Origin of the sequence: Massilia mucilaginosa (assembly GCF_011682145.1) — a bacterium.
GTDB lineage: Bacteria > Pseudomonadota > Gammaproteobacteria > Burkholderiales > Burkholderiaceae_D > Telluria_A > Telluria_A mucilaginosa.
This window is the reverse complement of the sequence record NZ_WHJH01000004.1, coordinates 42,087-65,477: the sequence shown is the minus strand read 5'-3', so window position 1 is coordinate 65,477 and position 23,391 is coordinate 42,087. Positions and strand designations below refer to the sequence as shown.

General features: G+C 60.0%; 12 protein-coding genes. 5 read left to right on the top strand and 7 right to left on the bottom strand.

Annotated features, from left to right (window positions below; all coding sequences use genetic code 11):
* Positions 1-150: 150 nt before the first annotated feature.
* The 5 genes from F2P45_RS05540 to F2P45_RS05520 all read right to left on the bottom strand — a co-directional run bounded on the left by F2P45_RS05540 (position 151) and on the right by F2P45_RS05520 (position 14,839).
* A complete protein-coding gene (locus F2P45_RS05540) occupies positions 151-10,401 on the bottom strand; it encodes a putative Ig domain-containing protein (RefSeq protein ID WP_166871279.1) in 10,251 nt (3,416 codons plus the stop codon).
* Positions 10,402-10,521: 120 nt separating this feature from the next.
* Positions 10,522-11,112: a hypothetical protein gene (locus tag F2P45_RS05535; protein ID WP_166871276.1), complete on the bottom strand. Its 591-nt coding sequence runs from the start codon at positions 11,110-11,112 to the stop codon at positions 10,522-10,524.
* A 15-nt stretch (positions 11,113-11,127) separates the two neighbouring features.
* Complete coding sequence (locus F2P45_RS05530; protein WP_166871275.1) at positions 11,128-11,361, bottom strand: hypothetical protein; 234 nt, start codon at positions 11,359-11,361, stop codon at positions 11,128-11,130.
* Positions 11,351-12,769, bottom strand: coding sequence for an HlyD family type I secretion periplasmic adaptor subunit (locus tag F2P45_RS05525; protein WP_229504931.1), 1,419 nt, complete (start codon positions 12,767-12,769; stop codon positions 11,351-11,353). The genes F2P45_RS05530 and F2P45_RS05525 overlap by 11 nt, the downstream gene beginning before the upstream one ends.
* Positions 12,770-12,784: 15 nt before the next feature.
* On the bottom strand, positions 12,785-14,839 hold the full coding sequence (locus tag F2P45_RS05520) for a peptidase domain-containing ABC transporter (RefSeq protein ID WP_308613334.1): 2,055 nt from the start codon (positions 14,837-14,839) through the stop codon (positions 12,785-12,787).
* 564 nt (positions 14,840-15,403) lie between these two features.
* On the opposite strand from F2P45_RS05520, the gene mutS reads away from it, so the two are divergent.
* Positions 15,404-18,085, top strand: a complete 2,682-nt coding sequence (gene mutS / locus F2P45_RS05515; RefSeq protein ID WP_166871271.1) for a DNA mismatch repair protein MutS — start codon at positions 15,404-15,406, stop codon at positions 18,083-18,085.
* Positions 18,082-19,038, top strand: a complete 957-nt coding sequence (locus F2P45_RS05510) for a hypothetical protein (RefSeq protein ID WP_166871269.1) — start codon at positions 18,082-18,084, stop codon at positions 19,036-19,038. Before mutS ends, F2P45_RS05510 begins: the two co-directional genes overlap by 4 nt.
* Before the next feature lie 94 nt (positions 19,039-19,132).
* On the opposite strand, the gene F2P45_RS05505 is transcribed toward F2P45_RS05510, so the two are convergent.
* Complete coding sequence (locus tag F2P45_RS05505) at positions 19,133-19,678, bottom strand: FKBP-type peptidyl-prolyl cis-trans isomerase (protein ID WP_166871267.1); 546 nt, start codon at positions 19,676-19,678, stop codon at positions 19,133-19,135.
* A gap of 79 nt (positions 19,679-19,757) precedes the next feature.
* On the opposite strand from F2P45_RS05505, the gene F2P45_RS05500 reads away from it, so the two are divergent.
* The 3 genes from F2P45_RS05500 (at position 19,758) to F2P45_RS05490 (ending at position 21,986) form a co-directional block, all read left to right on the top strand.
* Positions 19,758-20,879 (top strand): cupin domain-containing protein, encoded by a 1,122-nt coding sequence (locus tag F2P45_RS05500; RefSeq protein ID WP_166871265.1) that lies wholly within the window; start codon positions 19,758-19,760, stop codon positions 20,877-20,879.
* 38 nt (positions 20,880-20,917) lie between these two features.
* Positions 20,918-21,397, top strand: a complete 480-nt coding sequence (locus F2P45_RS05495) for a DUF7931 domain-containing protein (RefSeq protein WP_166871263.1) — start codon at positions 20,918-20,920, stop codon at positions 21,395-21,397.
* Between the two features lie 316 nt (positions 21,398-21,713).
* Positions 21,714-21,986 (top strand): hypothetical protein, encoded by a 273-nt coding sequence (locus F2P45_RS05490; RefSeq protein ID WP_166871261.1) that lies wholly within the window; start codon positions 21,714-21,716, stop codon positions 21,984-21,986.
* Between the two features lie 178 nt (positions 21,987-22,164).
* Here F2P45_RS05490 and bamC read toward each other — a convergent pair whose 3' ends face one another.
* Complete coding sequence (gene bamC, locus F2P45_RS05485; protein WP_229504930.1) at positions 22,165-23,331, bottom strand: NlpB/DapX family lipoprotein; 1,167 nt, start codon at positions 23,329-23,331, stop codon at positions 22,165-22,167.
* Positions 23,332-23,391: the final 60 nt, after the last annotated feature.

Genomic DNA, 23,391 nt, shown 5'->3' with positions numbered 1-23,391 from the left:
CTTGACATCAACGCAGCGCCGCGCCGCACCCTGCCGGACTATTTACCAGTGCGTTCGCGGATCCATTCGTGTAAAAATGCCGCCCGAGGTAAGACGGACGGCTTGCACGAGGAAGAAGCGGGTTTTCGCCCGCTTCTGGACGTCACTCAATCAGACAAGTTGCGGCGACAAATCGCGTAATGCCGAACCTGCCTGCAGGGGCTGCGCGCTGACACCGAACGCAGGACTCGACAACAATGCGCCGGCTGGCAACATCGACATCGAGGACAGGTTGCCATTCCCGGCGTATTGATAGGCAAGATCACCGCCTATCGCCGCCGTGTCGCTTCCGCTCAGGTAAAAATTGAGCAGGGAAGTCGACAATGCCCAGCTGGTCATGGCCGGCGTTGCCGTCCTGGCTGCATCGAAAGCGCCGACCAGTCCGTCGAAGTTGAACTGTTCCACCTTCTTGTTGTTCAACTTGTTGGCCGAGGTGGCGTTGTAGTCGCTGCCGCCTTCGATCACCATCTGCAGATTGGCAACGCTGCGATTGGCCGGCGCCGCATACCAGTCCTTGAAGGTGATCTGTTCGGACGCTCCGGTAACGAGGATCAGGTCGTTCGCGGTTTTCTTGAACAGCAAATCCGCGTACAGCACGCCCTTGCCCAGCGAAACGGTATCGTCCTTGCCGGCACTCGCATTGACCACATCCTGCCCATCGCCGCGGTTGAACGCGATGATATCGGCGCCCCCGCCCGTCACGATGACGTCGCTGCCGGCGCCGCCCATCAGCATCTCCTTGCCGAGCCCACCGGTGAGCTTGTCGGCGCCGGCGCCGCCATTGAGCAGATTATTGCCCACGGTGTCAGTCAGCGTATCGTCACCAGCGCCGCCCTGGAGCAGGTCGTTGCCGGCGTCGCCGCTCAGCGCATTGTCAGCGATGTTGCCAACAAGCAGGTTGTTGAGCGTGTTGCCCGTGCCGCTGACGCCGGCCGAGCCTGTCAGGAACAGCGCTTCGATATTGGCCGCCAACGTGCTGTTGAAAATGGACTTGAGCGTATCGCTGCCTTCGTTGGCCGCTTCGATCGCGACGTCGGAGATATTATCGACGATGTACACGTCGTCGCCAGCGCCGCCAGTCATGGTATCGATGCCGGCCATGCCGTTGAGGACGTTGCTGGCCGCGTTACCGACCAGGACGTTGTTGAGTTCATTGCCTGTCGCATCGGCAAGCGCGGTACCAGTCAAGGTGAGGTTTTCCACATTCGCAGGCAGGATGTAGCTCACTGTGGAACGAACAACATCTGTGCCGCCACTGGCGCTCTCGATGATCTTGTCGGCGCCTGCTTCAACCATATAGGTATCGTCACCCGCACCGCCAGTCATGGTATCGGTGCCCGCGCCGCCATCGAGCGTGTCGTTGCCGGCGCCGCCGCTGAGCGCGTCGTTTCCTGCCATGCCATTGAGCACATCGTTACCGGCACCGGCGTTCAACTGATCGGCGCTGGCGGTACCGCTCAGTGTCTGATTCTGCAAGCCGACGGTGAGGTCGAAGACATCGCTCGCGCTCAGATTCCCGCTATCCCTGGCGCTCACCTTGACGCTGAATTTTCCCGCCGTGGCCGCCGTGCCGCCGAAGGTACGGGTAGTGGCATTGAACGACAACCACGTCGGCAATGCGGCTCCATCGGCCAAGGTGGCGCTGTAGGAAAGCACGGTGCCTGCATCCGGATCGGTGAAAGCGCCGGCCGGCAGCACATAGCTGAAGGCGGTGCCAAGCGCATTGGACTGGTCGGCAAGGGCGCTGGACAGGACGGGCGAGCGGTTTGCGGGGTTGACCACGACCGAAACATAGGTTCCGATAGCCAGGCCATAATTATCGGTGCCCATCAGGAGGAATGGCGTCGTACCAATATCGGCCAACGCAGGTGTACCCGCTAGCGTGCGCGACGCCGGATCGAATTTGAGCCAGGCCGGCAGAGGCAGCTTATCGGCACGGATACTGTACGTAACGGAGTCGCCAGGGTCGGGATCGACAATCGTCCCGGCGGCCACTGTATAGGTGAAAGGCTTGCCAACCTGGGCCGTGAAAGCAGGTACCGGCAACTTGACGTCCGGCCGGTTATTCGCTGCCGCGCTATCAATGAAACTTTGAATCTTGGCCTGATTCCATGTAATTCCGTTCGCAAACTCGATGCGTTCTATCTTATTATTCGCGGACACGCCATTATTGATTGCGTCGGGGGAAAAATAATTAGCGAAAAAGACTGAATCCGTGGTGCCCTTGATTGTCAGTATCAGGCGGCCATTATTCTTCTCCACTTTGATGTCGCTCTCGGTAATGTCCTTGCCAAAGCGTAATGTGTCGACGGCGCTGATGTCATCCAGGTTATCAATCTGATCGTTGCCGTCGCCACGTTCGAATAAATACACATCATCGCCCGCCTCGCCCTTCAGGTAATCTTTGCCCGTGCCACCCGCGAGCTGATCGTTACCGGCACCGCCAAACAGCGTATCGTTGCCGGCCTTGCCAAAGAGGCGGTCATTTCCCGCGAAGCCACTCAGATTGTTATTAAGCCCGTTTCCAGTAACGACGTTATCAAGCTCGTTACCATAACCGATGACCGCGTTGCCGGTCAGGGTCAAGTTTTCGATCTCCGTCATCAGGTAGTAGTGCGAATCAAAGCTGCGCTCGATGGTATCGATGCCGCTTTCGTCCTCGATCTCATCATTCATGCTGTCGATGATATAGGTATCGTCGCCCGCCATTCCGAACAGGCGGTCCATGCCGGCGCCGCCATCGAGACGGTTGTTGCCCGCATTGCCGACGATGAGGTTGCTGTCGGCGTTGCCGGTGGCACCGATATTGTCCTCGCCTGTCAAGGTCAGCGATTCCACATTGGCTGGCAGGGTGAAAGTAGCGCTGGCATCGACATGATCATCCCCGTCCCCCGCCAGTTCGACGACGACATCGAGTGTGTTGTCGACCAGGTATACGTCGTCACCCGCGCCGCCAGCCATGGTGTCCTTGCCCAGGCCACCATCAATCGTCTGGATGCCATTACCGGCAATCAAATGGTTGTTCAGCGTGTTGCCGGTCAGGACCGCGCCCTCGCCCTCGCCGCTGAGCACAACATTCTCGACATTGTCGGGCAGCGCGTAACTGGCCAGCGTTGTACGAACCGTATCGGTGCCCTCGTCTTCGTATTCGGAAATGAGGTCGCTTTCGTCGTAGATCGAATAGGTATCGTTGCCGGTGCCGCCGAGCAGAACATCGTAGCCAGGCCCGCCATCGAGTTCATCGTCGCCTCCCAATCCGTCGAGCCGGTCATTCGCGGGTCCCCCATTCAACACATCATTGCCAGGCGTGCCTTCGATGCTGAGATTGGGACTGACAACAATATCGAACTCATCCGATGCGGATTTGCCGCTCAGGTCGGTTCCTGTCACCTTGACGCTCACGGTCGATGGCGTGTCGTACCATCCGCTGAAACGACGCAGCACCGGATCGAAGGTCAACCATTCGGGCAGCACGGCGCCTGTACTGAGGGTGGCGCTGTAAGTGAGCACATCGCCTTGGTCCGCGTCCGCGAACACGTCGCCAAGGCTGAACTGGAATGATGACCCTTCCGAAGTGGCGACGTCGGGTATGGCCGACTTGACGGTGGGCGCCACGCTTGCCGGACCGACAGTAAGGTTCAATGGCGCTTTCGCGCTCTCGCCGTACAAATCCGTGCCGTAGAGGTAGAAAACCAACTTACCCTGATCGCTGGCCGCTGGCGTCCCCCATAGTCTCATGGTGAGGGGATCGAAGTTCAGCCACGATGGCAATGCAGGGTAGCCAGGTAGCGGCCCGACATTAAACGACAGCACATCGTACCGGTCATACTCCTCGTGCCTATCCGTCGGCAACACCACGCTGAACGGACTGTTGATGTTGCCATACATCGGAAGAATCGTATCGCGGGCTAACGGCTGTTCGTTTCTGTGCGGGACTGCCATCTGATCGATGGCAGCGGTATTCCAACTGCTGCCGTCAGCAAACAGCACTTGTTCGATCTTTCCAGTACGAACTCCATTGGTCGACAAGAAATAGTCTTCAACAAACAAGGTATCGCCAGGGAGGATCGTGAGGACCAGCTTGTTTTCCCATCGTTCGACCAGCACATCACTGGCCAGCACGCCGTCGGCGATGCGGATGGTGTCGACCTTGCCGGCCGCGACATCATTGACGACGATCGCATCCGGTCCATCGCCCTTGCCGAACAAGAAGGTGTCGTTGCCGGCGCCACCCACCATCCGGTCGCGCCCTGGCCCACCGCCCAGCACGTCGTCGCCAGCGCCGCCATCGAGCGTATCGTTGCCTTCCCCACCAGACAGGCTGTCGTTTCCAGACAGGCCCAGCAGCGTATCCTGGCCTTTGCGGCCCGTGATGAGGTCGTTGCCGGCAAAGCCTTCGAGCTTGTCGTTCAGGTCCGTGCCCTTGAGCGTCAACTGATGGACCATGGGGATGGTCCACAGCGTGCCGTCGGCGAATGCAATCTGCTCGACCGCCAGGTTGAGGTCGGTACGGCCGCTGAAGTAGCTCCATATGGTGACGCCATCGCCCGTGGCGCCAAAATTGAGGCGCAAGGTGGGTCCGTCGCGCGTGGCCTCCACATCGGCAGGCGCCAGACCGGCGCCGAACTCGAGCCGGTCCACCTCGGGTGAGACGACGACCGGACTGACGTCACTGATCGTATCCTTGCCATCGCCCTTGTTGAAACGATAGGTGTCCGTACCGCCGCCGCCGATGAGGTCATCGTTGCCAGCGCCCCCGGCCAGGGTGTCGTTGCCGGCGAAACCCTCGACGCGGTCGTTCCCGGCCTTGCCATCCATCAGGTCGTTGGCATCGCTGCCGTACAGCTTGTCGTTACCAGCGGTTCCGGTAAGTAAAAAGGGCAGGATGTTGGCCAGGGTCCATTTGGTGCCGTCGGCAAATTTGACTGTCTCCACCTGCGACAACGCCAGCTCGTCAGCCTTGAAGTAGTTCAAGACACGCACACTGTCGCCGCTGGCCGGCAAGCTGAGGATCAGGTCGTTGTCGACGCGGACCGGCTTGACGTCGGCCACCGCGACGCCAGGCAAGAACTCGATGGTGTCGACACCGGCGTGCGATGGCATATCCTGGTTGTCGATGGTGTCGTTGCCGTCGCCTTTACCGAAGACATAGGTGTCGGCACCGCCGCCGCCCTTGAGGAGATCGTTACCCACCCCGCCCTCAAGGCGGTCGTTGCCGAACCCACCGAGCAGGGTATCGTTGCCGGCCAGGCCCTTGAGCGTGTCGTGGCCCCAGCCCCCCTCTTTCTGCTCGGCCGCCGCGGTACCGGTGTAGGCCTCGTTGGGGTCGATCAAGATCGTCAACGGGGCCGAGACCAGCGCACCGTTGCTGTCGCTGGCCGTAATCAGGACCGTGGTCGGTCCCGTCACCGGCGGAATACCCGAAAAGGTCAGCGTGGCCGGATCGAACTTGAGCCATGCCGGCAGAGGTCCGCCGTTGGCGGCACTCGCCGAATAGGACAGGATGTCGCCTGCATCGGCGTCGGCAAAACTACCGGCCGGTATGCTCAATTGCCACAGATCGTTGGCCGCGCCGCCTGATCCTTTGGGCACCACAACGACTGTCGGGGCGCGGTTTTCAACGTCGAGCTTGAGCAAGGTTTTCGTGCTCAGCCCGTTGGCATCGGTGGCCGTTACGGCAAGTACCAGACGCTCGAGGGTGCTTGAAGTACCACTCAGGACACCTGTTGCGGCATTGAATTTCAACCAGGATGGCAAACCTCCACCGCTGTCCAGAGTCACGCTGTAGGTCATCGCATCCTTGTCGGGATCGACAAAAAGGCCAGTGGGCAAGGTGTAGCTGAGAGGCATGCCGCGCGCCGTTTTCAAGTCGTTCAGCACAAGCTTGGCCTCCGGCGGAAGGTTGGCCGCACCGATATTCACCCCAATGCCAATGATGGCACTGGCGCCATAATTGTCGCTTGCTTTTATCGATACCTGAAAGTTGCCGACGCTCGCGGCGTCGGGCACGCCCGACAGCGTACGGGTCGCAGCATCGAATTTCAGCCAGGCAGGCACCGGCGAATTGTTGCTCATCGTAACGCTGTAGTTCAGCTTGTCATCCGCATCCGGCTCGGTCAGGTTGGCTGCGGCGAGGGTGTAGCTGAAGGGCACGCCCGCGCGCGCTGACAGATAGGGGATCCCCGGCCCACCCACTGGCGTCTTGTTATTCTGCTGCCGGACAATCTTTGCATCGACCTGTGCGGCAGTCCAGACCACGCCATCGGCAAACTCGATACGGTCAATTTTTTGGTCAGAGACTTTTGTGCCTTCGATCAAATCGGGAGCGTAGTAATTCTTGATGAAGATTTGATCGCTACTATCCTTGATACTCAACACCATATCGTTACCGCCGCGCTGCGCGAGGATATCCGACTCGGCAATACCCGCGCCGAAACGCAGCACATCGACCGCCTGAACGGTTGCCGGATTGGCGGTATCGCGCAACAGATCGGTATTATCGATGGCATCCGCACCATCGCCACGGTTAAAGAGGTACACGTCATTGCCTGCGCCTCCCTTGAGCCAGTCATTGGCGCCGCCACCGGCGAGCGTATTGCCCAGAGCGTTACCAGTAATGCTATTGGCCAGTTCATTGCCGCTGCCATCGATACTGCCATTGCCCGTCAGGGTCAGGTTCTCGAGATTGTCGCCGAGCTGATAACTGACGCTGCTGGTAACGTAATCAATGCCTGGCACGGCAACCACTGCTGCGGACGAGCCGGCCATCATCATCAAGGCGTCGCCGCTTTGGTCCAGTCCCCCGGACGTGGACGACTGTTTGCTCGCCGTGGCGGGGGCCGGCGGCGCGGTTTCACGGATCACATCGCCGACATTGTCGACGGTGTAGCTGTCGTTGCCTTCCCCGCCATCGAGGATGTCGGCACCGCTGCCGCCATCGAGCACGTCGTCGCCGGCGCCGCCCAGCAGTACGTCGTCGCCACCGCCCCCAACGAGTTGGTCGTTGCCATCGCCACCATCAAGAAAATCGCTGTCATTCCATTCGACCAGCAGTTTGGCCGCCTCATCGTCGCCCCACATGAGGTCGTTACCGGCGCCGCCGATCAGGCTATCCTTGCCCCCGCCACCAGCCATTTGATCATCGCCTTCGCCGCCTTCGAGCAGGTCGTTGCCGTGCAGCTTGCCGTTCAGCGTCAGCCTGCCTTCGTCGCCGAACAAGAAGTCGTTGCCAGTTCCTCCGCTCAGCGTGTCGTCGCCACCGCCGCCTTCGATGGTGTCTTTGCCTTCTTCGCCGACAAGATAATCATTGCCCCATACAAACGCCGCGTCGCCCGCTGCCTGCGACCCGTACATGTCGCCCAGCAGCGCGTCATCGCCCGCGCCACCGTACAAGGTATCGTTCTTGCCACCGCCCTGCAAGAAATCCTTCCCATCTTCGCCATCGAGATAATCATTGCCTTGGAACTCGGCCTTGATATAGCTTTCGTCCGTGCTGGCGCCTGACGAATCGCCCCACAGTTTGTCGTCGCCGGTGCCGCCGAACATGGCGTCATTGCCGCCACCGCCAGTCAGGCTGTCGTTGCCTTCTTCACCATCAAGGTAGTCCTCGCCCCAGATGAGGGCATTGTCCGCAGGAGAAGATAGATTCGCTGCAGAGGTGTCCCCTAATAAATTGTCAGCGCCGAGGCCGCCGTACAAGGTGTCGTTCCTGGCGCCGCCTTCAATGTAGTCGTCGCCATCTTCGCCATCGAGGTAATCCTCGCCATGGAATTGAAGGCCCGCATAATTTTTGGCGTCGGTTTTGCCGGCCGAGTCACCCCATATTTTGTCGTTATCGGCGCCACCGAACACGACGTCGGAACCGCCATCGCCGGAAATCGTGTCATTCCCGGCCCCGCCATCGACGAAATCGTGACCGTGTATCGAATCGCTAACGCTGCTGAGCAAACCCGTCACGGTTGTACCGTCGCCATCGATGTTGTCGTTGCCGTCGTTACCCTCGAGTACGTCGTCGCCGGCGCGCCCGCTGATCCTGTCATTACCCGTACCACCGAGAACACGATCGGCGCCATCGCTACTGATCAGCGTATCGTCGCCAGCTCCACCATCGATATAATCAGAATCCGCGCCGAATGGATCATCGACACCATCCCAGGTATTGACCGGGCTGTCGCCAACGCTCTTGACATACACCCCCCAATTTGGGCCAGCGGTGACAACAGGCTTCCCCTCCGGTGGTTTCCAAGTATCCTTCGAACTTGTGCGGCGCGGCATGTTCAGGGTTGACGAGCTGGAAATGTGATCTTTTCCCGCGCCTCCCAACAGGTAATCGCTGCCTGGGCCGCCACCGATCATGTCGTCGCCATCGCCGCCGTCGATGTAGTCGGCATCGCCCGCCCCATCGAGCGCATCGTTGCCACCCATGCCAAGTAGTCTGTCGCGCAGGGGGCCTGCCCGAAGTACGTCAGGGAAATTTGGCTGCGTCACGCCATTGCTCATCGTGCCGTCGGCCAACCACTCTGTTTTACTCCAATCGTAGTATTCGCCTACCAGCGGCGGACTCTGATCGCCCCGCAGCGTGCGCGTGAAGTCGCCGCTGTTCTTCAGGACCAGGTTGAACGTATTGGTCGTGATGAGGCCATCTTTGCCCGAGACGCTCGCTGCCACAGTCGCGCTGGCATCGGTGCTCAATGGGCCCTCCTGGACCAGCGCGAACGAGACCTGTGTCTGTCCCTCCACGAGCGGGATGAGCGCGCCGCTGGCGGGCACAGTGACGTCGCCGAGGATGGCTTTCAGGCTATCCCCAGTGCCGCCGATCTTCAGGGTAACAGTCTGGCCTGCCTTGGCCGCCTGGTTCAGGTAGAGCGTGAAGGTGCGGCCAGTGCCTTCCACCAGCTCGGTACTGCCTGACAAGCTCCCGTCGAAGCCGGGCTGATTCCAGACATTGCCGCCACCGCCGACCTTGATCGCGGCCTTGACCGCACCGTCGAGCTGAATGCCCAGGTAGCCGCCCGCTTGCGCCTTTGCAAGATCGAAATTGCTGATACTGACGCTATTATTGCTGTCGTTACCTTTGGCAATCACCAGTTTTTTGCCGGTGCTACTCTCAGCGGAATCCATCAAGGACAGCGTGGCTGAAACGCCGCCGCCCATGTCGAAGCGCCACTGGTCGCGCTTGCCGTTAGCGATGCCTTTGCCGATCGTCACGCCATCGATTTGAATGCGGCCAACGCCGCCGAGATCGTAGATGACGTCGTTACCGTAATTACCGCTAAATACATATGTGTCGTCGCCTTCGCCGGCGTTGAGCAGATCGTTGTCGGTGCCGCCGTCGAGTTTGTCGTTGCCTACCCCGCCAAGTAATTTGTCCTTGCCTGCACCGCCCGTCAAGGTGTCATTCCCAATACCGCCATATAACGCATCACCACGTACACCGCCTGTCAACTCATCAGCGCCGCCAGCACCTACGATTGCAACTCCATAGTCTTCGATTGCTTTTTTTAGTCGTGGATCAATATCAAACGACAATTTTGATCGTTTCAAGTAATCCGCGTCCATGACATCGGCATTGTCCGTCCCATAAACAATGCCACGCCCAGCGTTATCGATAAATCGCGTGCTACGCGCATTCCAAAGCTTAGTTAGAAATTCTTCATTCTCCCAAATTACTTCGATTGGCAAGACGCCATTCCCGGCGGATCTCCCCATAGAATTGAAATTCACTGATCGTAACGGCAATAGAGCTTCATTAGTAAATCTAAAATTAATCCTCCGACCAAGTCCAGTGATCAATTTTTCCGTTCTCCCAACACTGGATGGATCTATGCGCGGGCCAATTTTGTTGTTGGCAAAATCAGTAAAAATGTCCCCACCGGTTAAATCGAAATTCTCAAAACTATCCTTATTTACATAAGGCAAAATAGCGAAATCCTCAATATGGCGCCGCCCATCTTTCTCGATAATGAAACGCGCACTTGAGGCTATATAGAAAGCGGTATTCCCCCAAATATAAGCCCGATCAAGATAATCTCCATTATGATCATCATGCCACGATTGATTCACCTTAACGATCGCTGATTCGATGCCCATCGTGGCGAAAATTTCTTTTTTGTCGTAGACACCCGGAACAAGTGCATGCGAAGATGTATCATGTAGAGTTGGACTCAAAAATCGATTCACTGCTTCAAAATCAGCAGGGACAACGAAACGACCAGGCCCGGCCATGTACTCAACGACTGCAATGTCGAAAGACTCGACTATGCCAGACGATCTAACTAGTGCTGCATCCGTAAGATCAGCGGGGACGGCAGTTTTACCATATAGGTAAAAATTGGTAATCTCTACAGCAGTAGGCAAAGTCATACAATACTCCATTTACAAACTACAAATGTTATGCGGTAGCAAACGAGTTTGCCCACCCCACGATATAATTCAGTGCCACGTTCAAATTTTTCAATAACCATAAAATGCAATAATTCAGAATCAAAAAAAAGTCACCGCGCACTGCCGTAAAATCGGAACATTTTCATCCTTCGCTGATGGAGATTTTCTGAAATCTTCACTTACAGGTATTAACATGAAAGGGGACGCAGAAAAGAAACCCGTGCCATTTTCACACAATCCTTTTTTGTCATTGATATGCATTTTCTTACAATATACTAGTTGCGCAGCAATGTTATTCGCATTTTTACTTAACTGATCCCGGATGAGATTCAGACTATCAGGATAAATTCCACGTTCTCTTTTATAGTTCTCAAGCGCTCCTTTGATCTCAATTTCGGCCGCTGAAAATAACTTCCCCAGTCGTTCTGCCGCCCTACACGTCCCCTCACTATTTTGTGGATCCTGGTAAAAACTCTCATCGCACAAAAACTCATTAAGGCGACGTGCCTCGCTCAATTTATTTTTCCGTTCCAATTCTCGCGCTTCCCCATATATTTTTTGCTGACAGGCCGCATGTGCAGCCTTGGCCTTAATGTACCAAACGCCGACAAAAATTACTGACAACGATGCAATGATTAAAAAGAATCGTTTTCCTTGCCCCTGAAAAATACTTGGCGCTTTTATTTCCATACAATCTCCAATTTTTTACCGATCAAGATTATGCAATTTCCCAGCATTGTTCGCTGCATTACTTTTATCACCATTAATTCCCCCATTATTAAATCCAAATTCAAAATTAACGTTTCCCATCTGCTTAATTTTCATGCGGAATTGAAAAAATCGCCTATTTCCCCCTGCCAAATAGTTGAGTGGCGAACAGGAAAAATTGGATAAAGATAAAAATTCAGGCTCGTCCCATGCCACGCCCTCATCGCTCACGCGCGGCTTCAGCAGCCGCCTTCTGCACCGGAGATAACAGATATTCCAATACAGTACGCTTACCTTGATTAATTTCCACCACGACTTGCATCCCGGACGCAATATGAAGAAGCTTGCCTTGCGGATCATTCAGCGCTTGCCGATCCAGGCGAATGCGCGCCTTGTAACTCGCGCTGCCGCTCGGCTGCCCCTTACTCCCACCCCCGCCCTCATCCGCCCGCGATGGCTCGCTGGCATCAGCGCTGATGTGAATGACAGTCCCGCTCAACATGCCATGCCGCTGAAACGGGTACGCCGCCAGCTTTACCTTGGCACTCTGCCCCACCGCGACAAACCCCACATCCTCGTTCTTGATATTCACATCGGCAAACAACAGCTCGTCTTTCGGCACCAAGGTCAGCACAACCGCGCCCGGCTGCACCACCGCTCCGGTCGTGGTCGTCGCAAGGTCCTTGATCACGCCATCCTGCGGTGCGCGCAGCACCATCTGTCCTTCGCGATAGCTGCTCTTGTCCAGGCTGGGCTGCAATTGGCCCAGCTTGGCGCGAATCTCCGCCAGTTCACGCTCCAGGTCGCTCTTGTACGTGCTGTGCAATTGACTGAGTTTCTGGCGCTGCGCCGCCATCGCCGAATTCAACGCGGCCACGGTCGACCGTTGCGCGTCCAGATCCTTTGCCTTTTCAATCGCCTCGCGCCCCTTGTCATCGCTCTGGCGCGTCGGCACATACCCGTCGCGCGACAGCTCGGCGAGGTTCTTGGCGGCCGCCTGATACGTGGGCAGGGTCTGCTCCAGCTTGGCGAGCGTCTCGCCGGCACTCTTCTTTTCGAACTCCATTTTTTGCAACAGTGCTTTCTCCTGCTCCAGGCTATCGTTGAATGCACCACGGCGCGCCTGGTACTGGCGTTGCACCTGGGCGAACAACAGCGCGTCATCCCCGTTGTGCGCCATCATCGGTTTACCGGACAGTTCAGCCTCGATGCGCCGCGCCTGCATTTTCTGGGTAACCAGGTCACTACTGACGCCACTCTTGTCGGCGCTGGCGAGCGTTGCATCCAGGCGCGCAAGCACCTGCCCGGCCTTGACCGTGTCGCCTTCCCGCACCAGCAACTCCTTGACCACGCCCGCCTCGGATGGTTGCACGATCTTGACCAGAGTTTGCGGCGCCAGCTTGCCGTCGGCGCTGGCGATAATGTCGAGCTTGCCGAAGGCCGCCCATACAATCAGCACCAGCACCAGTACCGACACCGCGCGCAGCACCATGCGGCCCGCCGTGCTGGGGTCCTGCCGTTCAATCCGGCTTAAAGGGTCGTGCCAGCGCTTGGGCGGACGTAGTGGAATGACCGTCGCGCCGGACGGATCGGCGTGGGATGGGGCCGCCGCAGCGGCGGGCGTTTGATTCGAGCTCATGGTAGTCATTTCTGTTTATGCGGCGCTAAGGGGCGATTCGGCATTCGGGAACCCTGGGTTGCCGAGCGAGGCAGGAGCCGGCGCCAGGGTGACGCGCTGCGCTCCGTTCGGGCCGAGTCGATAGACTGCATCGAGCTGCAAGCCCTTGGGCATGCCGTGGGTAATGAACAGCATCGTGACCTTGCCGCGCAAGGCGTTGATGGTGTGCGCAAACTGTTCGGCGGTGGACTGGTCGAGTGCGCTCGTCGCTTCATCGAAGACGAGAATGCTCGGCCGCTTGAGCAAGGCGCGCGCAATCGCAATACGCTGCTTCTGCCCGCCGGACAGGCCCGCTCCACGCTCGCCAATCTCGGTCTGGTAGCCCTTGGGCAGCGCCTCGATGGCGCTATGGATTTCCGCCATCTGGCACGCCGCCGTGACCTGCTCGAAACTGGCGTCGGGACTGGCCATTTGCAGGTTCTCGAAGATGGTGCCCGAGAACAGGACCGTCTCTTGCGGAACCACGCCAAAATGGCTGCGCAGTTCATTGGCGGACAGATAGCGGATATCAACCCCATCGACCAGAATGCGCCCGGCGCTGGGCTGGTAAAAACCTTGCAGCAGCTTGGCCAGTGTGCTTTTGCCGCAACCGGAGGCGCCCATGATGCCGATGGTCTGGCCCGGCTGCACCGTCAGCGACAGGTTTTGATACACCAGCGGCAAGTGCTCGGCGTATTTGAAAGCAACCGTGTCGATCTCGATCTTGCCGGCGCGCGTATTGGTGCGCGCCGGCACCAGGGAATACGGTTCCACCGGCGCATTCATCAGGTCGCCCAGGCGGTCGACCGACAGGCTGGCCTGCTGGAACTGCTGCCACAAGCCAACCAGGCGCAGCATCGGCTGCGACAAGCGGCCCGAGAACATCTGGAACGCGATCAACATGCCGATTGTGAACTCGGTATTGTTCATCACGGTGTAGGCGCCGACCCCGAGGATGAGAAGGCTCATCAGTTGTTCGAGCAGGTTCGACAAGGTGTTGTAGCCGTTTGCCAGTTGCTTGGTCGACATACTGGCGTCGAGATAGCTGCCCAGGTAGTTGCTGTAGCGGGCGTCGAGCTGCGGTTCCATCTGCAGCGACTTGACCGTTTCCAGTCCGCCGATGTACTCGGTCAGGAACGCCTGGTTGCGCGCCCCCAGCAGGAATTGCTGTTGCAAACGGTCCTGGAAAATTGGCGCGACCACAATACTCAGAAGAACAATAACCGCCAGAATCGCCAGTACCACGAGCGTCAAGGTCACGCTGTAGTAGAACATGATCGCCACGAAGATCAGCAGGAACGGCAAGTCCAGCACCAGGGTGACCGCCGCGCTGGAGATGAATTCGCGAATCGTTTCAACCCCCTGCAGGCGCGCCGCAATGACGCCTGTAGGACGGTGCTGGAAGTACATCGGCGGCAGCTTGAACAAACGCCCGAACACGGACGCGCCCAGCGCGGCGTCGACCCGGTTACCGGTATGGAGCACCAGATACTGGCGCATCCACGACAGTACCGCCGAAAACAGCATGAACACAGCCATGCCGATGGCGATGACGATCAGCGTGCTCTGGCTGTGATGGACGACAACCTTGTCGATGATCGCCTGCGTAAACAAGGGCGTTGCCAGCGCAATCAGCTGGATCACCAGCGATGCGAGCAACACTTCCTGCCACAATTTCTTATGTTTTAGCAATTCGGGAACAAACCAGCTGAATCCGAATCGACGCGACTGGCGCGCAAGTTCTTCACTGTCGGGATCGCTGGCATCCGTACTCTCCGGGGTGACGCGGATGATTTTGCCCAGAAACCGTTCGCCGAACTCGGCCAACGAGATCGTGCGCGGTGCACTGTCGTCCGGCTCGACGACCAGGACGCTGTCGCGGCCGGCCTGCAATACCAGCGCGACGACGCAAGCGCCGTCCGTCCCGGACCCGGCTTGCTCGCCGCTGTCGCGCAGGAACGCGGCCAGCGGGAAGGATTCCTTGTGGAGCCTGGCGGATTTGACCGACCCGATGTCGGCCTTGAAGCCAAAGGAAGTGAGAGCGCCGGCCAAAGAGTCGGTTGAATAGGGCGCGGCTAACTGTTGTTGTGCTATTTCAGGGGAAAAAGGTTTTCTGTGAAGGGTGCATAGACCCTGTAAAACCCAAAAGAATGACGCTTTGCTGACACCGGTGTGTTTCATCGTAATTGAACTAGCTGCTGTGCGAAATAACTGCTGTGGAAGTACCCCGACGACACGCGTACGACTCGTCCGGAGGGCGGAAGACGGTACGCGCGCGAAGCTGGCGCACGACAATCAAGCCGTTTCACAATTTAACTAACAATTGCTAGTTGGCATTGTAAACACCTTGCAGGATGAGGAACCTTATATTTAAGATATTGTTTAGTTGCCGGGCTACTGTCACCGTGAGTATTGAATTTCGATACGTTCCAGATTGGCCGGTACGGTGTCAGCACATCTGCATTATTGACATCCAAAAACCTGGATAACGCCCGCATAAGGTCGCGCGCACCGCCTCTGCGATCACTTCACCTCGCCCGCGTGCCAAGGCGGTAAAATGGCGCCCTCACGACGCGGCAGTGACAATGCCGCGCCCGCACCGGATTGAAAGTTACGATGACCACCACCCCTTCAGAGATCAACGCCGCCGCCGTCAAAAATGGCCCTGCCGAAAAGCACACGCCGATGATGCAGCAATACCTGCGCATCAAGGCCGACTACCCGACCATGCTGGTGTTCTACCGCATGGGCGACTTCTATGAGCTGTTCCACGACGACGCCGAAAAGGCCGCGCGCATCCTCGGCATCACCCTGACCGCGCGCGGCGCCTCGAACGGCAACCCGATCAAGATGTGCGGCATCCCCTTCCACTCGCTCGACCCGTACCTGGCCAAACTGGTCAAACTGGGCGAGTCGTGCGCGATCTGCGAACAGATTGGCGACCCGGCTACCAGCAAGGGCCCGGTCGAGCGCAAGGTCATGCGCGTGGTCACTCCGGGCACCCTGACCGATGCCGACCTGCTGCCCGAAAAGGCCGAACGCCCGCTGCTGGCCGTGTGCATGATCAGCCAGCGCAAGGTCGTCACCACGGGTCTCGCGTGGCTGTCGCTGGCCAGCGGCGGCCTGAAACTGATGGAATTCTCGGGCGACAGCCGCACCGTCGGCCTGCGCCTGAAACAGGAACTCGAACGCATCGCCCCGGCCGAAATCCTGCGCGCTGACGCTAGCGGCGCCGACCTGTTCGACGACGACGGCAGCGCCCACAACCAGCGCGTGCCCGACTGGCACTTCGACGTGGTCGGCGGCCACAAGGCCCTGCTCGACCAATTGAACGTGGCCACTCTCACCGGTTTTGGCGCCGATGGCCTGGGCGCCGCCTTCGGCGCGGCCGGCGCGCTGCTGCGCTATGCCCAGTCGACCCAGGGCCGCGGCCTGCAGCACGTGCGCAGCCTGTCGACCGAAACCGAGAACGAATTCATCGGCCTCGACGCCGCCACCCGGCGCAACCTGGAACTGACCGAAACCATCCGCGGCCAGGAGTCGCCTACCCTGTTCTCGCTGCTCGACCACTGCCGCACGGCGATGGGTTCGCGCCTGCTGCGCCACTGGCTGCACCACGCGCGGCGCGACCAGAACGTGGCGCGCGCCCGTCACGCGGCCATTGCGGCACTTGCGCAAAGCGACGCCGCCGGCGCCCTCTCGGCCACCCTGGCCGAGGTGCCCGACATCGAACGCATCACCACGCGCATCGCGCTGCTCTCGGCCCGTCCGCGCGACCTGGCCAGCCTGCGCGACGGCCTGCGCCAGCTGCCAACCCTGCGCCGCTCGGTGCAGCAAGCCTTCATCGCCGGCGAAGAAAGCCTGCTGGCCACCATTCACGCCGCGCTGGCCACGCCCGCCATCTGCCTCGACCTGCTCGAGCGCGCGGTGGCGCCGGAACCGGCTGCCATGGTGCGCGACGGCGGCGTGTTCGCACGCGGCTTCGACGCCGAACTCGACGAACTGCGCGGCCTGTCCGAAAACGCCGGCCAGTTCCTGGTCGACCTGGAGACGCGCGAGCGCGCCCGTACCGGCATCGCCAACCTGCGCGTCGAATACAACAAGGTGCACGGCTTCTACATCGAAGTCACGCACGGCCAGACCGACAAGGTGCCGGACGATTACCGCCGCCGCCAGACCCTGAAGAACGCCGAGCGTTACATCACGCCGGAACTGAAAGTGTTCGAAGACAAGGCCCTGTCGGCGCAGGACAAGGCGCTGGTGCGCGAAAAAATCCTGTACGACCAGTTGCTGGCCGACCTGGCGCCGCACATCGGCACCCTGCAGACCATCTCGCAGGGCCTGGCGCAGCTCGACACGCTCACCGCGCTCACCACCCACGCGCTGCAGCACAACTGGTGCGCGCCGCAACTGGTCGCCGAGCCTTGCCTGGTCATTTGCGAGGGCCGCCATCCGGTGGTGGAAAACCAGATCGAGCGCTTCATCGCCAACGACTGCACATTCAACGACGAACGCCGCCTGCTGCTGATCACGGGCCCGAACATGGGCGGTAAATCGACCTTCATGCGCCAGGTGGCCCTGATCACCTTGCTGGCCTACATCGGCAGCTACGTGCCGGCCACCAGCGCGACCATCGGCCCGATCGACCGCATCTTCACCCGCATCGGCGCCACCGACGACCTGGCCGGCGGACGTTCGACCTTCATGGTGGAGATGACCGAATCGGCGGCGATTCTCAACGGCGCCACCGCGCAGTCGCTGGTGCTGATGGATGAAGTCGGGCGCGGCACCTCGACCTTCGACGGCCTGGCGCTGGCGTGGGCCATCGCGCGCCACCTGATCGACGCCAGCCGCAGCTTCACCCTGTTCGCGACCCACTATTTCGAACTGACGCAACTGCCCGAAAGCCACCCGAGCGCGGCCAACGTGCACCTCTCGGCGGTCGAGCACAAGGACAGCATCGTCTTCCTGCACGCGGTGCAGGCGGGTCCGGCGTCGCAAAGCTACGGTTTGCAGGTGGCGCAGCTGGCCGGCGTGCCGCAGGCGGTGATCAAGGCCGCGCGCAAGCACCTGGCGCGGCTCGAATCGCAGGCGCTCGACACCACGCCGCAGCTGGACCTGTTCGCGCTGCCGTGCGTGGAACCGGAGGACGTGGCGCCGGCGCCATCGCACGATGACGCCAACATCGCAGCCAACGACGCCTTGCTCGACGCCCTGGCCGCCATCGATCCCGATGCCCTGACCCCGCGCGAAGCGCTCGAGCAGCTGTACCAGCTCAAGCGCCTGGCCACGCCATGATGCGCGCCGCGCCATTGGCCGCGTTCCTGTGCGCGGCGCTGCTGTCGGCCACGCCCGGCGCCCCCGCCGCGCAAGGCAAGGCGGCTGCCGCCAGGGGACCGGCGCCCTACCAGTTCGCCATCATCGGCCACCGCTTCAGCGATGGCGGCAGCGAGGCCCAGCTGGAACAGGCCATCGCCGCCAGCGACGATGGCGCGGTGGCCTTTATCGTCGCCACCGGCATCAAGGCCGAGCGCGAGCCGTGCAGCGACGAGTTGTACACGCAGCGGCGCGACCTGTTCGCCGGGGCGCGCCGCCCGATGATCGTGGTGCCCGCCGCCAGCGACTGGAGCGGCTGCACCAACGGCGCCGGCAGCCAGGTGGCGGTGGACCGCCTGAACCGCCTGCGCGAATTGTTTTATCCGGACGCCGATTCGCTCGGCAAGCGCCAGCTGCCCTTGCTGCGCCTGTCGACCAGTTCGCAGTTCCGCAGCTACGCCGAGAACGCGCACTGGGTGGTCGGCAACGTGCTGTATGCGACCATGAACCTGACCTCGGATAACAATCACTACCGTCCCGAAGCGGGCCGCAACAGCGAGTTCGAAGACCGCGCCGTGGCCAACCGTTTCTGGCTCAAGCGCCTGTTCGGCACGGCCCACCGCAAGAAGTTCGATGCGGTGGTGTTGTTTACCGAAGGCGACATGAAGATCCACAGCGAAAAGCCAGGCCTGCTGGCCATGCTGGGACCGGGCGAGAGCCGCCAGGACGGCTACGCCGCGGCGCGCCACCAGGTACTGGCGTCGGCCCAAAAATTCGCGGGCAAGGTGCTGCTGGTCGATACCGCGCCGCCGGCGGGACCGGCGCCGGCGATCGCCTGGCGCGGCAACCTCGGACATGTCAGTGTGGGATCGAGCGTGCTGCGCATGCGCGTGGCGCCGGGCAGCGAGAAGATGTTCCTGCTTCAGAAGCCGTAAAACGAATGCGGCGCCGGAGAAGATCTCGGGCGCCGCACGGACCGGACGCGGGGCAGGCGCAAATCAGACGCAAGAGCGCCCCGCCCGCGCGGAATCAATGCACCGGATGGCTGCGGAAGTGGTCGCCTTCGGCGCCGTCATCCTCGTCGTCATGGTCGTGGTGACCATGCGCGCCGTGCACGTGGCCGTGCGCGATTTCGACGTCGAGCGCTTCGCGCACGTCGGTCACTTCCAGCTCGAAGCGCAGCGCGATGCCAGCCAGCGGGTGATTGCCGTCGAGGACAACCTTGTCGTCGGCGATGTCGGTGACGGTGAAGATCATGGTTTCTTCATCGCTGTCCGGGCCATCGGGCATGCCTTCGAACTGCATGCCGACTTCGAGCGGCTCCGGCAGGCGCTCGCGCGCTTCAACCTTGACCAGTGCCGAGTCGTAGTCGCCGAACGCATCGTCCGGTTCGATCTGCAGGACGCAGGCGTAGCCGGTTTCTTTGCCATCGAGTTCTTCTTCGATTTTCGGCAGCGTATTTTCATAGCCGCCGTGAAGATAGACCATCGGCTGGCTGCCGTCTTCGATCAGATTGTTCTGCGCGTCGGACAATTTGTACTTGACCGTTACGACCGTGTTTTTGGCAATCTTCATAGTGCTTCCTTTCAGTGTGTACTGGCGGATTATACCTCCCCGCCGCCTTGCCCTGTTTCGGACTTGGTTATAATGTCGCATGAAAAAATTAACGCTCTTGGGCGATATCACGCCCGCCCAGTTTTTACGCGATTACTGGCACAAGAAACCGCTCTTGATCCGCCAGGCAATTCCCGGCTTCAAGCCCCTGCTCAAGCTGGACGCGCTGGCCGCGCTTGCCAAACTCAACCATGTCGAATCGCGCCTGATCACCCAGGCCGACGGCGACTGGAGCATGCAGCACGGCCCGCTGACCGAATTGCCGCCGCGCACGCAACGTGAATGGACCATGCTGGTGCAGGGCGCCAATCTGGCCGACAAGGGCTGCGACGCGCTGCTGCGCCAGTTCCGTTTCATCCCGGACGCGCGCCTGGACGACCTGATGATCAGCTACGCCACCGATGGCGGCGGGGTCGGTCCACACTTCGATTCCTACGATGTGTTCCTGCTGCAGGCGCACGGCAAGCGCCGCTGGCGCATCGGCGCGCAAAAGGATTTGTCGCTGGTCGAGGGCAAGCCGCTGAAAATCCTGAAAAACTTCAAGCCGCAGGAAGAATTCGTGCTCGAACCGGGAGACATGCTGTACCTGCCGCCCCACTACGCGCACGACGGCGTGGCCGAGGGCGAGTGCATGACGTACTCGATCGGTTTCCGTTCGCCGTCCTACCAGGAACTGGGCGAAGCGTTCCTGCAGTTCATGGCCGACTCGATCGACCTGCCGGGCCGCTACGCCGATCCGGACCTGGACGTGGCCAGGAACCCGGCCGAAATTCCGCGCAACATGCTCGAAGCCATCACCGAAGAAATGAACAAGGTGCGCTTCACCGAGGAAGACATCACCATTTTCGTCGGCGAGCACATGTCGGAGCCGAAGCACAATGTGTTCTTCACCGGCCCGGCCAAGCCGCTGACCATGGGGCGCTTCGCCGAGACCGCCGCCAAGCGCGGCGTGGCGCTCTCGCTCAAGTCGCAGATGCTGTATCGTGGCAAGCATGTGTTCATCAACGGCGAATCGTTTGCCGTCGGCCGCGCCGACAAGGCCGTGCTGGACGTGCTGGCCAACGAGCGCGCGCTGCCCGGTGCGGCCGTGGCCAGCGCCTCCGACGATGTGATGGATGCGCTGTACACCTGGTACCAGGATGGCTGGATCGAACTCGCCTGAGCCTGACGCCTGATCTTGACGCTAACAAGGACACTGCCATGACCGACGCCGCCGTTTTCAAGTTCAACTCGCACGCCGAATTCGAGGCCCAGCTGCGCGACTGCGTGGGGCGCGCGCGCCTGACGCTCGCGATGTTCGATCCGGACTTTTCGGCGTTCCCTCTGGGCAGCAGCGAGACCGATGCCGCCCTGCGCCAGTTCCTGGCCGGCGGCGGCGCCATCCAACTGGCCATGCATCACAGCACCCACATCGAGCGCCATTACCCGCGCTTCGTGCGCCTGCTGCGCGACTTCAACCACAAGATCGAGGTGCGGGCGACGCCGCGTTCGCTGCATCACCTGACCGATTCCTTCTGCATCGCCGACGGCAGCCACATCGTGCGCCGCTTTCACAGCGACCACATGCGCGGTGAAGCGGCCTTCGATGCCCCGGCCGCTACCGAACTGAGCAGAGAAAGATTCGCAGCTATCTGGCTGGAGGCTGTTTCAACCTTACACGCAACCACGACTGGTTTGTAAGGGTTTGTAAGGCCCAAAACGGTCGAATCTGAATATAAGTTGGAGATGCAGCAAATTAGCCGATGAAATGAGCATGAAGATGCCTTTTATCACAACATGAATGTTGCCAGTTCGCAAAAAGCTTCCATAAAAGCATCATGGTGCTATTGCGAAGCACCAAATTTAGCTATAATATCGGGTTAGGAAGTTTCCGTTGTCTGTCAAGCACCATTACAGGTACGAAAGCTAACGAGAATTCCCTAACGAGCGATAATTACCGGTAATTATTCATCGCAATATACGTTGTCACATTTAGTGCATTAACTAAGGAAAACCCATGAAAAAATCTTTGCTGATCGTCTCCCTGCTGGCCGTAGCCCTGGCTGCTTGCACCAAAAAAGAAGAAACCCCAGTTGCTCCAGTAACCCCAGCTGTTGAAGCTCCAGCTGTTGTTGCCCCAGCAGCTGAAGTTCCAGCAGCTCCAGTAGCTGAAGCAGCTGCTGCTGCCGCAACCGCAGCTTCGGCTGCTTCCGTTGCTGCTGACGCTGCTGCTGCCGCTTCGGTTGCCGCTTCGGACGCTGCTTCGGCTGCTGCATCGGCTGCCAAGTAATCAGCGCGATTTGAAAAGACCGGCCTGCGGGCCGGTTTTTTTTCGCCTGGAGATTGGCGATGTGCGGCGCTTGGCCTTAACGTCACAACTGACGGTACTGTTACCCTGAGCCCCGTCCGAAACAAGTTCCAACGTAAAAAACCGGCCTTGGCCGGTTTTTTCATGCCTGCGCAAACGCTTACTTCAGTTCGTCGCTCAGCAGTTTCAGGATCTTGGCACCGGTTGGCGAGGTTTCCGGCTTGCCCTCGTTGCTCTGCACGGTCACCTTGCTCACCGTCGCGCCCGTTTCCGCCTTGACCGCCACGCGGAAGCGCTGCGCTTCCTTGGCCTTGTCGGACGAGGCGCCAAAGCTGAACAGCTTGGTCAGGAAACCGTCCTTCTCGGCCAGGTCCGGATCGACATAGCGCACGAAATACACGCCCTGCACGCGATCGCGGTCTTCCACCGTGAAGCCGACCCGGTCCAGCGCCAGGCCGACGCGGCGCCAGGCGCGGTCGAACCCTTCGGCCACTTCGACCGAATCGCCCAGCAGCTTGGCGTTCTGCGGCGCTTGCGGGGCCGCAGCCACGGCCGCTTCGGCCGGCTTGACGTCGGCCACGCCAGTCAGCCTGGCCAGCAAACGGCTCAGGAACTGCGCTTCCAGGCCCGGATCGTTCGGACGCACGGTCCAGGTGGTCGAATCCTTTTGCGAACCGACCAGCACTTCTTCCGCGCCGCGATGGCTGATGTAGATTTCGGTGCCGTTCGGGGTGCGCTCCAGGCGCGTGCGGAACTTGTCGCGCTCGCCGGTCGAGTACAGCGAATCGAAGACCTTGCCGATCGACTGGCGGATGAAGTCTTGCGGAATCTTCGAACGGTTCTCGGCCCAGTCGGTTTCCATGGTGCCGGTGGTGGCCGACTCGCTGATGACGGTAAAGCCCGAATCGGCCCAGAACTGCTTGAGCTGCGGCCACAGTTGCTCCGGGGTCTGGTTGACCACCAGCCAGCGCTGGTTGCCGCTGCGCTCGACGCGCACGGCCTCGGTCCCAAGCACGCCAACCGCCTGGCCGCCGGCCGCCGGCGCCGTGGTGCCCTTCGGCTGCTGGTAGGTCGAGGCCGACGCCACGCCGCGCCCTTCGGGAATCGCGTAGCGGTTGTCGCGTTCGAGCTGGGTCAGGTCGGGCGGTACGTCCAGCGAGGCGGCCTTCTTGGCGCCACGGTAATCGAGCTTGTCTTGTTGAATGACGGAACTGATCATGCCGCAGCCGGACAGGCTGACCATCAGCGCCGACAGCACCAGGCCGCGCGTCGCTGCAGGAGAAAATGCCGGGGCCTTGGCCATTGTTAATGTATTGCGAATAGTCATGTCGTTACTGAATGAGAAGCTGAAAGGCAGCTGGTGTCTGGGATGATCCGACCCTTGCGG

What these genes read in the sequence shown, in the direction of transcription:
- F2P45_RS05540 (WP_166871279.1), bottom strand. Translation starts at nt 10,401, where the DNA reads ATGACTTTGCCTACTGCTGTAGAGATTACCAATTTTTACCTATATGGT.
- F2P45_RS05535 (WP_166871276.1), bottom strand. Translation starts at nt 11,112, where the DNA reads ATGGAAATAAAAGCGCCAAGTATTTTTCAGGGGCAAGGAAAACGATTC.
- F2P45_RS05525 (WP_229504931.1), bottom strand. Translation starts at nt 12,769, where the DNA reads ATGAGCTCGAATCAAACGCCCGCCGCTGCGGCGGCCCCATCCCACGCC.
- mutS (WP_166871271.1), top strand. Translation starts at nt 15,404, where the DNA reads ATGACCACCACCCCTTCAGAGATCAACGCCGCCGCCGTCAAAAATGGC.
- F2P45_RS05510 (WP_166871269.1), top strand. Translation starts at nt 18,082, where the DNA reads ATGATGCGCGCCGCGCCATTGGCCGCGTTCCTGTGCGCGGCGCTGCTG.
- F2P45_RS05505 (WP_166871267.1), bottom strand. Translation starts at nt 19,678, where the DNA reads ATGAAGATTGCCAAAAACACGGTCGTAACGGTCAAGTACAAATTGTCC.
- F2P45_RS05500 (WP_166871265.1), top strand. Translation starts at nt 19,758, where the DNA reads ATGAAAAAATTAACGCTCTTGGGCGATATCACGCCCGCCCAGTTTTTA.
- F2P45_RS05495 (WP_166871263.1), top strand. Translation starts at nt 20,918, where the DNA reads ATGACCGACGCCGCCGTTTTCAAGTTCAACTCGCACGCCGAATTCGAG.
- F2P45_RS05490 (WP_166871261.1), top strand. Translation starts at nt 21,714, where the DNA reads ATGAAAAAATCTTTGCTGATCGTCTCCCTGCTGGCCGTAGCCCTGGCT.
- bamC (WP_229504930.1), bottom strand. Translation starts at nt 23,331, where the DNA reads ATGACTATTCGCAATACATTAACAATGGCCAAGGCCCCGGCATTTTCT.